The sequence below is a fragment of the Roseococcus sp. genome (assembly GCF_965227005.1).
Taxonomy (GTDB): domain Bacteria; phylum Pseudomonadota; class Alphaproteobacteria; order Acetobacterales; family Acetobacteraceae; genus Roseococcus.
Map to the genome: position 1 here is coordinate 1 of NZ_CBDDFJ010000032.1, position 12,640 is coordinate 12,640.

14 protein-coding genes and 1 pseudogene are annotated in these 12,640 nt (G+C 67.9%); 8 read left to right on the forward strand and 7 right to left on the reverse strand.

Translation table 11 applies throughout. The features are described 5' to 3' along the window. The 4 genes from ACO057_RS15475 to ACO057_RS15490 all read right to left on the reverse strand — a co-directional run. The coding region (locus ACO057_RS15475; protein WP_421993319.1) for a glycosyltransferase at positions 1-789 on the reverse strand (789 nt) is incomplete at its 3' end. A gap of 13 nt (positions 790-802) precedes the next feature. Beyond that, positions 803-943 carry a hypothetical protein gene (locus ACO057_RS15480; RefSeq protein WP_421993321.1) on the reverse strand — a complete coding sequence of 47 codons (141 nt, stop codon included), beginning with the start codon at positions 941-943 and terminating at the stop codon, positions 803-805. A 144-nt stretch (positions 944-1,087) separates the two neighbouring features. Further along, on the reverse strand, positions 1,088-2,167 hold the full coding sequence (locus tag ACO057_RS15485; protein ID WP_421993323.1) for a site-specific DNA-methyltransferase: 1,080 nt from the start codon (positions 2,165-2,167) through the stop codon (positions 1,088-1,090). 135 nt (positions 2,168-2,302) lie between these two features. Continuing rightward, on the reverse strand, positions 2,303-2,926 hold the full coding sequence (locus ACO057_RS15490; RefSeq protein ID WP_421993477.1) for a ribonuclease HII: 624 nt from the start codon (positions 2,924-2,926) through the stop codon (positions 2,303-2,305). A gap of 232 nt (positions 2,927-3,158) precedes the next feature. Between ACO057_RS15490 and ACO057_RS15495 the strand changes: the two genes are divergently transcribed. The 8 genes and pseudogenes from ACO057_RS15495 to ACO057_RS15530 all read left to right on the forward strand — a co-directional run bounded on the left by ACO057_RS15495 (position 3,159) and on the right by ACO057_RS15530 (position 9,365). Next, positions 3,159-3,359: a hypothetical protein gene (locus ACO057_RS15495; RefSeq protein ID WP_421993325.1), complete on the forward strand. Its 201-nt coding sequence runs from the start codon at positions 3,159-3,161 to the stop codon at positions 3,357-3,359. Positions 3,360-3,549: 190 nt separating this feature from the next. Further along, complete coding sequence (locus ACO057_RS15500) at positions 3,550-4,317, forward strand: TorF family putative porin (protein ID WP_421993327.1); 768 nt, start codon at positions 3,550-3,552, stop codon at positions 4,315-4,317. Positions 4,318-4,442: 125 nt separating this feature from the next. Beyond that, positions 4,443-5,072 carry a hypothetical protein gene (locus ACO057_RS15505; RefSeq protein WP_421993329.1) on the forward strand — a complete coding sequence of 210 codons (630 nt, stop codon included), beginning with the start codon at positions 4,443-4,445 and terminating at the stop codon, positions 5,070-5,072. Positions 5,073-5,135: 63 nt separating this feature from the next. Then, complete coding sequence (locus ACO057_RS15510) at positions 5,136-5,759, forward strand: LolA family protein (RefSeq protein WP_421993331.1); 624 nt, start codon at positions 5,136-5,138, stop codon at positions 5,757-5,759. 64 nt (positions 5,760-5,823) lie between these two features. After that, complete coding sequence (locus tag ACO057_RS15515; protein ID WP_421993333.1) at positions 5,824-6,597, forward strand: gamma-glutamyl-gamma-aminobutyrate hydrolase family protein; 774 nt, start codon at positions 5,824-5,826, stop codon at positions 6,595-6,597. A gap of 327 nt (positions 6,598-6,924) precedes the next feature. Then, a pseudogene (locus ACO057_RS15520) lies at positions 6,925-7,613 on the forward strand (fumarylacetoacetate hydrolase family protein). Positions 7,614-7,646: 33 nt separating this feature from the next. Beyond that, on the forward strand, positions 7,647-8,426 hold the full coding sequence (locus tag ACO057_RS15525; RefSeq protein ID WP_421993479.1) for an exodeoxyribonuclease III: 780 nt from the start codon (positions 7,647-7,649) through the stop codon (positions 8,424-8,426). Positions 8,427-8,477: 51 nt separating this feature from the next. After that, positions 8,478-9,365: a PhzF family phenazine biosynthesis protein gene (locus ACO057_RS15530; protein ID WP_421993335.1), complete on the forward strand. Its 888-nt coding sequence runs from the start codon at positions 8,478-8,480 to the stop codon at positions 9,363-9,365. Here ACO057_RS15530 and ACO057_RS15535 read toward each other — a convergent pair. The 3 genes from ACO057_RS15535 to gpmI all read right to left on the reverse strand — a co-directional run bounded on the left by ACO057_RS15535 (position 9,362) and on the right by gpmI (position 12,626). Further along, positions 9,362-10,018 carry a hypothetical protein gene (locus tag ACO057_RS15535; RefSeq protein WP_421993337.1) on the reverse strand — a complete coding sequence of 219 codons (657 nt, stop codon included), beginning with the start codon at positions 10,016-10,018 and terminating at the stop codon, positions 9,362-9,364. The two genes, ACO057_RS15530 and ACO057_RS15535, sit on opposite strands and share 4 nt — an antisense overlap. Positions 10,019-10,106: 88 nt before the next feature. Then, positions 10,107-11,054, reverse strand: a complete 948-nt coding sequence (gene gshB / locus ACO057_RS15540) for a glutathione synthase (protein ID WP_421993339.1) — start codon at positions 11,052-11,054, stop codon at positions 10,107-10,109. A gap of 48 nt (positions 11,055-11,102) precedes the next feature. After that, the gene (gene gpmI / locus ACO057_RS15545) at positions 11,103-12,626 is read right to left on the reverse strand and encodes a 2,3-bisphosphoglycerate-independent phosphoglycerate mutase (protein WP_421993341.1); all 1,524 of its coding nucleotides are present in this window, start codon (positions 12,624-12,626) and stop codon (positions 11,103-11,105) included. Positions 12,627-12,640 lie beyond the last annotated feature (14 nt).

The window sequence follows — 12,640 nt, forward strand, 5'->3', positions numbered from 1 at the left end:
CCACCCCTGCCCGGTCGCCCAGGCCCGCATCCCCGCGCGCATGCCGAACTGGAAGAGCCGCGGAAAGGGCGCGGCAACCGGCCGTCCGACGATCAGCTGCTGGAGGATGGCGATGCCAGGCTCGGCATCCAGCGCGGCGACCAGCTTCAGCACGGCCGCCGGGGTCATGACGGAATCCGCATCGAGGCAGAGGAGGTAGTCGTAATCCGCGCCCTCGGCCTCGAGGAACTCCATGACATTGCCGGCCTTGAAGCCGGCATTGGCGGAGCGGCGGCGCAGATGGAGGCGCGCGGCATCGTCCGGCCGCGCGAGGCGGAAGGTCGCGATGGCCGCATCCTCCGCCGCGCGGAATTCCGGCTCGACGGTGTCGGAGAGAAACCAGAGTTCGAAATGGGTCGCGGGCAGGCCATCGAGCATCGGGCCGAGCGGCTGGAGCACGGGCGCCATGGCCTCGTTGCGCAGGCACAGGGCGATGGCCGTCCGCCCGCGCGGCGGGCCGGGCCGCAGGCCGCGCATCGCCGGCACCACATGGGCGGGCGGGTCGGGCGTGAAGAGCAGGATGGAGAGCCCGATCAGCGCATTGCCGGAGGCGAGCGCGATCCAGGGGCTCAGGAACAGAAGGGCCGCCAGGAAGGCGACGTCGAGCGGCGAGACGCCGTCGATGGCCAGGAGGCGAAATGCCACGAGGCCGGTGGTTCCGCAGAACAGGAGACCGAAGAGGAGAAGGGCGATGCGCCGGATCAGCATCGTCCCTGCATAGCGGGGATCCGCGCCGCAGGCACGGCGCATTCCATGACCGGGATCAGGCGGAGATGATCTTCCAGGCGACGTGCCCGAGAACGCCAATGAGGGCGGCCGCGGCGGCCATCAAAGTGAGGCGCAGGGCCAGCAGGACAATTTCACCGCGCTGGTTTTCAGAACGCCGCCCGAGTTTCTGGGACATATCTTCATTTCCTTGCACTGACAGGATCGCCTGCATCCCCCATACAGAAGAAATGCTGGATTCAAATCTGATATATCAAAGAAACCGCATTACATTTTCTTGTTGTATTCCGCTTCTTTTCCGGAAATTTCGGCAAAGGTGGGATTATGGCGCTAGTTCGCCGCGGAATACATCGAGCAACTTGAGTGTCCCGTCGCGTTGCACGTGATGCCAGAAGGTCCAGCCATTGCAGGAGGGCGCTTCCTGCACCGCAGCGCCCACCGCATGGATCGAGCCGCGCGCCGTGCCGCAGCTCACCGTCCCGTCGGGCATCACCGTCGCCGTCCAGCGGCGATGGCGGTCGGTCAGGGCCTCGCCAGCGGCGACGAGGCCGCGCTCCACCAGGTTCCCGAAGGGAATGCGCGGCTGCTCGCGGCGTGTCGGGGTGGCCATCGTCACCTCATCGGCAAGGGGCTGGATCGCGTTGACCCGCGCCAGCGCCGCGGCAGCATAGGTGGGATCGCGCTCGATCCCCACGAAATGACGCCCCAGCCGCCGCGCGACCGCCGCCGTCGTCCCCGAACCCAGGAAGGGGTCGAGAATCACGTCGCCGCGCTGCGTGCAGGAGAGGATGACCCGGTGCAGCAGGGCTTCGGGCTTCTGCGTCGGATGCACCTTGCCGCCCGTCTCGTCGCGCAACCGCTCATTGCCGGTGCAGAGCGGGATGAACCAGTCGCTGCGCATCTGCAGATCGTCGTTCAGGGCCTTCATCGCGGCATAGTTGAAACGGTACTTCGCCTCCTGCCCGCGCGCCGCCCAGATCAGCGTCTCGTGGGCATTGGTGAAGCGCCGGCCGCGGAAGTTCGGCATCGGATTGGCCTTGCGCCAGATCACGTCATTCAGGATCCAGAAGCCGAGATCCTGCAGCGCGGTGCCGAGCCGGAAGATGTTGTGATAGCTGCCGATCAGCCAGAGCGTCCCGTCCTTGCGCAGCACGCGGCGGCACTCGGTCAGCCACTCGCGCGTGAAGCGGTCATAGGTCGCGTAGTCGGCGAAGCGGTCCCAGTCGTCGTCGACCGCGTCGACGAGGCTGTGATCCGGCCGAAGCAGCGCGCCCCGCAGCTGCAGGTTATAGGGCGGATCGGCGAAGATCGCGTGCACGGAGGCAGGCGGAAGCCCCCGCAACTCCTCGATGCAGTCGCCCACCAGAATTTTGTCGAGCGGTACGTCGAGCCCAGCGCCCAAGAGACGGTTTTCCTTTGCGAATCGGGGCCGACAATGCGGTTGGCCGAGTCGCGTCGTCAACCGCCAGACGCGACCGCGACGAACCTTTCCGAAAATCCGTGGCGGAAGAGTCGCCCCTGCCTGGCACGACCGGGATCAGGCGGCGAGGCGCAAGGCCTCTTCCACCGGCGCGAAGCCGCGGCGGTGATGGGGGCAGGCGCCATGCTCGCGCAGGGCGGCGCGATGCTTCGCCGTCGGATAGCCGAAATGCCGCCCGAAGCCATAGGCGGGCCAGCGCAGGCAGAGCTTCTTCATCCCCTCGTCGCGCACCGTCTTGGCGAGGATCGAGGCCGCCGCGATCGACAGGCTCAACCCGTCGCCGCCCACGACGCATTGCACGCGGCAGGGCATGCCGGGCGACCGATTGCCGTCGACCAGCACCGCCTCCGGCGCCACGGCGAGGCGCTCCACCGCCCGGCGCATGGCCAGCATGGTCGCCTGAAGAATGTTGATTCGGCCGATCTCGGCGACCGAAGCCGCGCCGAGCGCCATCGTCAGCCAGCCCTCGCGGGCCGCCTCGCGCAGGGCCAGGACGGCGCCGAGGCGCTGCGCCTCGGTCAGGCGCTTCGAGTCATCGAGGAGATTCGCCAAAGCGGGCGGGCAAGGACGAAGGAAGAGGACGGCGCCGGCCATCACCGGCCCGGCGAGCGGCCCGCGCCCGGCCTCGTCCACTCCCGCGACGAGCCCTCCGATCGAGACTTCCAGGCTGAAATCCGGCATGGCGCTGCTGTAGCGCCGCCCGCGGGCCTCGCGCGAGTGATTCGCCGACACTTCCAGGCCTGAAGCACCAAAAATACAGCTAAAGGTTGCTGGAGTGTTAACGGCGTCGCGCGGCATCGTTCGAGGCATGATGCTCAACCAGATCCTCGCCGCGACCGCCCGGGCCGGATTTTCCGGCCAAAGGCGGGGCATCTTTACGAAGCCTTCATCCCTTCGATGGAAGGTGGTGCACATGATCAGCACCAACGCCCTCGCGGCCTTCCCGCAGGAGGTCTCGCGCATCCGACCCGGCGTGGAGCCCTCGCCGGTCCAGCGCAACGCCCGTGCCGATGACACGGCCGCCGAGCAGGTGGCGCAGCGCAAGCTGGAAGCCGTTCCGCCCGCACCGAATCGCCCCCTTCCGAGGGGTTCACTCCTGGACCTGCGGGTTTGAGGCCCCTTCCGGAGACCGCCCAGCCGACCGCATCACCTTCAGGCATAATGCCTGATTTATAATCATATCGCTCAGTCATGTTGCTGTCATGCAACACTATGCCTCTTTTATAATCTTCCGGCTTGCCGTTTACAGGTGTTTCCCGCCTTCATGGTCGCAGCACGTCCGACCAGAAAGGTTCTGAGAACTCATGCGCAAGCTCCTACTCGCCGCCCTCGCAGCGACCGGCCTGGCCACCGCCGCGCCAGCCTCGGCCCAGATCACCCTCGGTGAGGCCGGCCTGACCCTGTCGCCCACGGCCACGGTGGCCAGCGACTATCTCTTCCGCGGTATCAGCCAGACGCGCTCACGCATGGCCTATCAGGGCTCGGCCGAGCTGGTGCATTCCAGCGGCTTCTACATCGGCACCTTCATCTCGAACGTTCGCTTCGCGGGCACGGACGCCCGCCAGGAGATCGACGCCTTTGGCGGCTATCGCTTCGCGATCGGCCCGGTGAACCTGGATGTCGGCGCGCAGGGCTATTTCTATCCCGGCTTTTCGCGCGCCCCCGGCGTGCAGGAGATGGATTTCTACGAAGGCTATGTGAAGGGGACCTATGAGATCGGGCCGGTGAACCTGCTCGCCGCGGTCAATGTCTCCCCGAACTATTACGGCCGCTCGGGCACGGGCGTGTACATCGAGGGCGGCGCCGACTGGAAGACGGGCATCTGGGATCTCACGCTGGGCGCCCGCGTCGGCCACCAGTGGATCGAGCGTAACCCGCGCTTCGGCACGCCGGACTACGCCTGGTGGGGCATCAGCGTGAGCCGCGACTTCGTCCTGCCGGTGCTCGGCAACACGATCACGGCCAGCGTGGGCTATTACGACACCTCCATCAGCCGCGGCGACTGCATCTTCGGCACCCGCCAGGACATCTGCGGCGCGCGCGCCGTGGGCTCGCTCACCTTCAAGTTCTGACCCGTCCATACCCGGCCCGCGACAAGGCGGGCCGGCCCCTCCCCTGGCGTCGTTTCGCGGTCCGGCCATTGACCGGACCGCGACTCAGGGTCGAGGCTGCACGGCATCAAAGAGGATGCCTCACGATGCGTTTCCTGCCCCTCGCTTTCGCCTGCGCCCTCACCGCCTTCCCCGCTTTCGCCCAGGACCGCCCGGCCATCACCCCGACGCGCGACGTGTCGGTCGCCTATCGCACGGCCGGCCAGGGCCCCGCTGCCGGCGCCGAGCTGCGAATCTCCTGGAGCGCCGCCAGCGGCCTGATGCGCGTCGACATGCCCGGCGGCCAGGGCTTCATGGTGGCCGACATGCGCGGCACCACCCCCGGCTTCATGGTGATGGAGGGCCAGCGCATGATCATGGACGTCCCGGTCAGCCAGCTCCCGGCGACGGGCATGCAGCCCAGCGCCAGCGCCCGCTTCACACGCGAGGGCGCGGCGCGCATCGCCAATACCGACTGCGTGATCTGGCGCATGGAGGACCAGGGCCGGACCGGCCGCGCCTGCCTCACCGCCGACGGCGTGATGCTCCGCGCCGAGGGGGACGGCCGCCAGGGCCAGATCGAGGCCACCTCGGTGACCTATGGCACGCAGGACCCCGCGCGGTTCCAGCGCCCGAGCGGCTATCAGACCTTCCAGATGCCGGCGGGCATCCCGGGCGCGGCCGGCGGCATGCCCCGCGGCACCGCCCTGCCGCCGCCGGGCGTGACCCCGCGGTAAATCGCGGCGCGAATCGACGCCCAGGGCCTTTCTTTGGCCCTGGAGGAGCCCCACAAACATAAGATGAAACGCCGCACGCTCCTCGCCGTCCCCGCCCTCCTCGCGCCTGCCTCGCTCGCCGCCCCTGCTTTGGCGCAAAGCCAGGCCGAGGTGATCGGCCGGGTGGAGGCCTATTTCAACGCGATGACCACCTTCAAGGCGCGCTTCCTGCAGATCGCGCAGGGCGGCGGCTCGGCCGAGGGCACCGCCTGGATCTGGCGGCCCTCGCGCATGCGCTTCGAATACGATCCGCCGGAGCCGACCCTCCTGATCGCGGCCGACAACCAGTTCTTCCATTACGATCGCGAATTGCGGCAGCCGACCGTGGTGCCGCTTTCCTCCACCCCGCTGAGCGTGCTGCTGCGCTCGCCGCTGCGCCTGTCCGGCGACGTGACCGTCTCGGGCGTCGAGCGCGCGCGCGGGCTGGTGTCCGTCACCGTGTCGCGCACCGCCCAGCCGGCCGAGGGGCGCATCACCCTCATCCTGGAGGAGGACCCCATGGTCCTGCGGCAATGGTTGGTGGTCGACGCGCAGGGGCGCAGCACGCGCGTGACGCTGAACCAGATCGAGACCGGCGGGCGCTTCGCCTCCCTCCTCTTCGCCTTCAACGACCCCCGCTTCCGCGAGGAACTCGAACAGCGCCGATGAAAAAACCTGCCGGCATCGCTGTTCCCGCCTTGAATCCGCCGCGACGACTTGGTTTGTTGCGGATATGAGACCGCTGATCGGAATCTCCTGCTGCGTGAAGGCCTTTGGCGCCTTCAACACGCCCAATCACGCCGCTTCGGACAGCTATGTCCGGGTGGTGCTCGGGCCTGTGGGCGGGATTCCCGTGCTGCTTCCCGCCGCCGGCGAGGCGCTGGCGCCCGAAATGCTGCCGCGACTCGACGGCCTCATCCTGACCGGCAGCCGCAGCAACGTCTGGCCCGGCCATTACGACGGCCCCGCCCATGCGGAGGGCACGCCGGAAGACCAGCTCCGCGACTCGACGACCCTGCCGCTCATTCGCGCCGCCATTCAGATGGGCGTGCCGCTGCTGGCCATCTGCCGGGGCATGCAGGAGCTGAACGTGGCCCTGGGCGGCAGCCTCGACCAGCGCATCCAGGACCTGCCGAGCCGGATGGATCACTCCACCCCTTCCGACCAGCCGATCCCCTCGGTGCGGACGGGCAAGGCCCATGGCGTGCGGCTGGCCGCCGAAGGCATGCTCCACGAGCTGGCCGGGACCACCCAGATTCCGGTAAATTCCCTGCACAATCAGGGCGTTCAACGCCTGGCGCCGCGGCTCGACGCGATGGGCTGGGCGCCGGACGGCACCGTCGAGGCCGTGAAGGTGCGTGATGCGCGCGGCTATGCCTGGGGCGTGCAATGGCATCCGGAATACGATTGGGAGCGCGACGAATTCAGTCGTCGCATCTTCGAACGCTTCGGCGAGGCCTGTATGGCTTGGTCGCAGACGAGGTATGCGCGTCAGGCTGCAGAGTAACTGTCGGAATACACTTTGCGCCCGGATTAAGGCTGCGCTATGCTGCGCGGTGTCGATGGTAGTTCATCCACCGACAGGACGCGTCGGTTCCCCCTAATCGGCTCGCCCGACCATTGCGATCGCAAGTGAACTGTTGGGCGCCCGACCACCCCCCTGGTCGGGCGCTTTACGTTTCGGGGCCTCGTTTCCGAAGCCGCCGCCGGTCCCCCATTCGCAGAGCGCAAAACTGTCACCGCTTCCGAAGCCGGGTCAAGCAACAATCGCCCCCGATTTCCCTCCAGATCATTCTGCTTTAGACGCGACGGTGGATCTGTCCAGGAGCGTCTTGTGCCCGATTACGTGATCACCCCGCCCGCCACATCCGCCGTCCCCATCAAGGGCAGCGACAAGCTTTTCCCGGTCCGCCGGATCTTCTGCGTCGGCCGCAACTACGCCGAGCACGCCATCGAGATGGGCAGCGATCCGACGCGCGAGCCGCCCTTTTACTTCACGAAGCCCTTCGACGCGATCGTGACCGGCGGGGCCGACATGCCCTATCCCAGCGTCACCAAGTCGCTGCACCACGAGATGGAGCTCGTCGTCGCCATCGGGAAGGGCGGCAAGAACATCGCCATCGCCGATGCGCTGACCCACGTCTGGGGCTATTGCTCCGGCCTCGACATGACGCGCCGCGACATCCAGAACGAGGCCAAGAAGACCGGCCGTCCCTGGGACATGGGCAAGGGCTTCGACCTGTCCCGCGCCCATGGGCGACCTGATCCCGGCCGCCGGCTTCGACCCCTCGAAGGGCAAGATCGAGCTCAAGGTGAACGGCAAGGTCACGCAGACCTCCGACCTCTCCAAGCTCATCTGGTCGGTGCCCGAGGTGATCGCGAACCTCTCCGAGCTGGTCGAGCTGCAAGCCGGGCGACCTCATCATGACCGGCACGCCCGAGGGTGTGGCCGCCGTGGTGAAGGGCGACGTGCTGGAAGGCTTCGTCGAGGGCGTCGGCACGGTCACGACCAAGATCGTCTGATGTCGCGGACCCTCCGGGTCCGCGACCTGGAACATCAACTCCGTCCGCCTCCGGCTCCCCTTGCTACGGGAGCTGGACGCGCAGCTGCGGCCCGATGTCCTCTGCCTGCAGGAGACCAAGTGCCCGGACGACCTCTTTCCGCATGAGGGCATCCGGGAACTCGGCTTCGAGCACGTCGTCGCCAGGGGGATGAAGGGCTATAACGGGGTCGCGATCCTCTCGCGCATTCCCTTCACCCATCGCGGCAATGATCCCGACTGGTGCATGAAGGGCGATTGCCGCCATGTCGGCGTGACGCTCGACGCGCCGGGCGGGCCCATCGACCTGCACGACTTCTATGTCCCCGCCGGCGGCGATATCCCCGACCGCGAGTTGAACGTGAAGTTCGGCCACAAGCTCGACTTCATCGCCGAGGCCACCGCTTGGTTCGCGGCCCAGGGCGAGGCGAAGCGCTCCATCCTGGTGGGTGACCTGAACATCGCGCCGCTCGAGCACGACGTCTGGTCGCACAAGCAGCTGGTGAAGATCGTCTCGCACACGCCCATCGAGGTCGAGGCGCTGACCCAATGGCAGAAGGCCGCGAACTGGGTGGACGCGCTGCGCCACTTCGTGCCAGCCGACCAGAAGATGTACACGTGGTGGTCCTACCGCGCGAAGGACTGGGAGGCGGCCGATCGCGGCCGGCGACTGGACCACATCTGGGTCAGCCCGGACCTGAAGGGGAAGCTGGTGCGCCAACAGATCCTCAAGCCCGCGCGCGGCTGGACCCCGGCCAGCGACCACGTGCCGGTGCTGATCGAACTCGCGCTCTGACGCCGTGGCGGCGGGCTGACAGGGAGTGGGAACGCTCCTAAGCTCGCCGCCATGAGCCGCACCTTCCGCTACGTCACCCTCGATGTCTTCACCGATCGCCGCTTCGGCGGGAATCAGCTCGCCGTCTTTCCGGACGCGCGCGGCATCACCGATGCGGAGATGCAGTCGCTCGCGGCGGAGATGAACTACAGCGAGACGACCTTCGTCCTGCCCCCGGCCGATCCGGCGAATTCGGCGCGCGTGCGCATCTTCCACCGCACGGCGGAGATGCCCTTCGCCGGCCACCCCAATGTCGGCACGGCCTTCGTGCTGGCGGATCGGGCCAAGGACGACGTGCTGCGCTTCGAGGAGATCGCGGGCCTCGTCGAGATCAAGCTCGCGCGCGATGCCGCGGGGGCCGTGACCAGCGCCACCGTCGCCGCGCCGCAGGCGCTCACCGTGGGCGTGGAGATGCCGGTCGAACTAGCCGCCGCCTGCGCCGGAATCCCGGCCGAGGGCGTCGTCACCACCCGTCATGCACCGACCATCGCGCATGACGGCGGCAATCCGCGGCTGCTCTTCGAAGTGACGCCGGAGGCCATGGCGGCCGCCTCGCCCGACCTAGCCGCCTTCCGCCGCGCCGTGGCGGCGACGCCATCGCTCGGCGGCAAGCTCTCCGTCTACTTCTACCGCCCGGAAGGCACGGGGCTTCGCGCGCGGATGTTCTCGCCCCTCGCCGGCACCTGGGAAGATCCCGCTACAGGCAGCGCGGCCACGCCGCTCGCCGGCTTCCTGCTGAGTCTCAGCGGCGCCGAAACTGGGTCCTGGGACATCCAGCAGGGTGTCGAGATGGGCCGGCCGAGCCTGCTGCGCGCCGCCGCGAAGCGCACGCCGGGCGGCATCCGCGCGACGGTCGGCGGCGGCTGCGTGCCGATGTTCGAGGGATCGGTCACCCTTTAGCCGGAGGTGGTGCGGGAAATGGTTACCTCGCGATAGCCAGTGGGCGCGCGCGCCACCTTGCCGAGCTCGATGATCGACAGCGGCTTGTCCGGATAGCGCGCGCGGAAGCGCTCGATGGAATGGGCGCGGCAGGTGGGGCAGCAGTCGATTTCCGACACCAGGGTCACGGCCTTCACCGCCTGCACGGCCGGCAGCGCCTGCGCGCGGATTTGCGCCTGGCGTCGCTGCCCGGCCACGAAGTCGCGATAATCGGCAATGAGCTGCCCGGGAGGTACCGCGGCATGCTCGACCGGGGCGAAGGGTTGCTGGCGGATGGCGGGCTGCGCCGTCAGGAAGTTGAGGAGCTTCGGTTCGGTGTGGAGCTGCGCCATGCCGTCGCAGCCGAAGCGGCTGCCGGCGGGCAACAGCGCGTAGGTGTCCGGCACGAGGTCCAGATGCAGCCGCAGCGAATGCGGGATGGCGGAATCATTGGAATAGGCGGCCATGACCTGACTGCCGCCCGTCGTGAGATCGACCAGCGCGAGGCAGAGGTTATGACCGTCCGCGTTGTATTTCCTGCGGTAGGAAAGCGCCCGGTTCAGCTCCTCGCGCAGGATCGCGATGGCCATCTCCGCCTCGGCGCGTCGTGTCTCCACAGATGCCTGCAGGGCCATGGCGCCCTCCTCGTTCCCGAACGAGCAAGGCTAGGCCCGGCGGAACGTCCGCTTCAAGGCGTGGGAATGTATCGTGGGTCGCGCGGCCTCAGCCGCGCCGCTTCTCCTCGATGGCGTCCCAGATCGCCTTTTCCAGATGCACGCCGTCGAAGCGCGCCAGCTCCTGCAGGCCGGTCGGCGAGGTCACGTTGATCTCGGTGAGATAGCCGCCGATCACGTCGATCCCCACGAAGATCATCCCGAGCGCCTTCAGCTCCGGCCCGATGCGCTCGCAGATCTCGCGCTCGCGGTCGGTCAGCACGGTCTTCTCCGGCCGGCCGCCGACATGCATGTTGCTGCGCGCCTCGCCGGCGGCCGGGACGCGGTTGATGCCGCCCATGGCCACGCCGTCGATCAGGATCACGCGCTTGTCGCCCTGCCGCACGGAGGGCAGGTATTTCTGCACCATCAGCGGCTCGCGCGAGCGTTCGGTGAACATCTCCAGCAGCGAGTTCAGGTTGGAATCGTCGGGCTTGAGGTGGAAGACGCCCGCGCCGCCATTGCCGAAGAGCGGCTTCACGATGATGTCGCCGTGCTTGTCGCGGAACTTGCGGATCTCGCGCACGTCCGAGCTCACCAGCGTCTCGGGCATCAGCTCGGGGAACTTCAGGACGAAGAGCTTTTCCGGCGCGTTGCGCACGCTGGCCGGGTCGTTCACCACCAGGGTCTTGGGGTGGATATGCTCCAGCAGGTGCGTGGCCGTGATATAGGCCATGTCGAAGGGCGGATCCTGGCGCATCAGCACCACGTCGATGTCCTTGGCGAGGTCGAGCTCGACCGGCGCGCCGAAGGTGAAGTGGTTGCCCTTCTCGCGCCGCACCTCGACCGGATGGCCATGGGCGATGACGCGCCCGCCCTCCATCGAGAGATGCTTCACGTGATAATGCCAGAGCGCATGGCCGCGCGCCTGGGCTTCCAGCATCATGGCGAAGGTGCTGTCGCCATCGATGCCGATGCTTTCCATCGGGTCCATCTGGACCGCCACGCGCAATGCCATGCCCTCAATCTCCGCAAAACCTGACGGAGATGTGCCATGCGCCGCGGATCACGCCAACAGGCTGGTCCCGGTCATGGCCTCGGGCTGCGTCACGCCCATGAGATGGAGCAGCGTCGGCGCGAGATCGGCCAGGCGGCCATCCTGCAGCTTGCCGCCCGCCGGGCCGCCCATCAGCACGACCGGCACCGGGTTGGTGGTGTGCGCCGTGTGCGGGCCGCCGGTGACGGGGTCCTTCATCAATTCGGCATTGCCGTGGTCGGCGGTGAAGAGCAGCGCGCCGCCCATCTCCTGGATGGCGTCCGCGATGGCGCCGAGGCCGGTATCCACCGCCTCGCAGGCCTTGATGGCAGCAGCCAGGATTCCCGAATGGCCCACCATATCGGCATTGGCGAAGTTCAGGACGATGAGGTCCTGCTCACCGGATTTGATCGCCGCCACGGCCTTCGCGGTCAGTTCGGGCGCGCTCATCTCCGGTTGAAGGTCATAGGTCGCGACCTTGGGGGAGGCGACCATGATCCGCGTCTCGCCCGGATAGGGAACCTCCTCGCCACCGTTCAGGAAATAGGTGACGTGCGGGTACTTCTCCGTCTCGGCCATCCGCAACTGCTTGAGCCCGGCCTTGCTGACCACCGCGCCCAGGATGTCCGCCATGGATTGCGGCGGGAAGAGCGTGCCGAGCAGGTGGTTCAGCTCCGTCGAATACTGGGTCATGCCCAAGGCGGCGGCGAGCTTCACGACCCTCGGCCGTTCGAAGCCGGTGAAGGCGGGGTCGAGCAGCGCGGCCAGGATCTCGCGCACGCGGTCGGCGCGGAAATTGAAGGAGAGGAGGCCGTCGCCATCCCGCATCCCGGCATAGTCGCCGATGACGGTGGCGGGGATGAACTCGTCCGTGACGTCGCGGTCATGCGCCGCCTTGATGGCGGCCTCGGCATCCGGCGCGGTGGCCTCGCCCTTGCCCAGGGCGATCGCGGACCAGCCCTTGGAGACGCGCTCCCAGCGGTTGTCGCGGTCCATGGCGAAGTAGCGGCCGGTGACGGTGGCGACCTTCGCGCCCTCGGGCAGGGCCGCTTCCAGCCGCGCCATGAAATCAGGGGCCGAGCGCGGTGCGGTGTCGCGCCCATCGGTCCAGGCATGGAGCGCGACCTTGATGCCCGCCCCGGTCAGGATTTTCGCCAGCGCCGCCGCGTGCCGCTGGTGGCTGTGCACGCCGCCGCCCGAGACCAGCCCGACCAGATGCGCGGTGCCGCCGCTCGCCTTCATCTTCGCGATGAACTCGGTCAGCGGCGCCATCTTCGCCATCGAACCGTCCTGGATCGCCGCGTCGATGCGCGGCAGGTCCTGCATCACCACGCGCCCGGCGCCGATGTTCAGATGCCCGACCTCGCTATTGCCCATCTGCCCGTCCGGCAGGCCGACGTCGTGGCCCGAGGGCTTCAGGAAGGCGTGGGGGCAGCCGGCCCAGAGGCGGTCGAAATTCGGCGTTCTCGCCTGGCGGACGGCGTTGTCCGCCACCTCCTCGCGCCAGCCCCAGCCATCGAGAATCACGAGCATGACGGGGCGGGGAATGGACATTGCGAACCTTAACG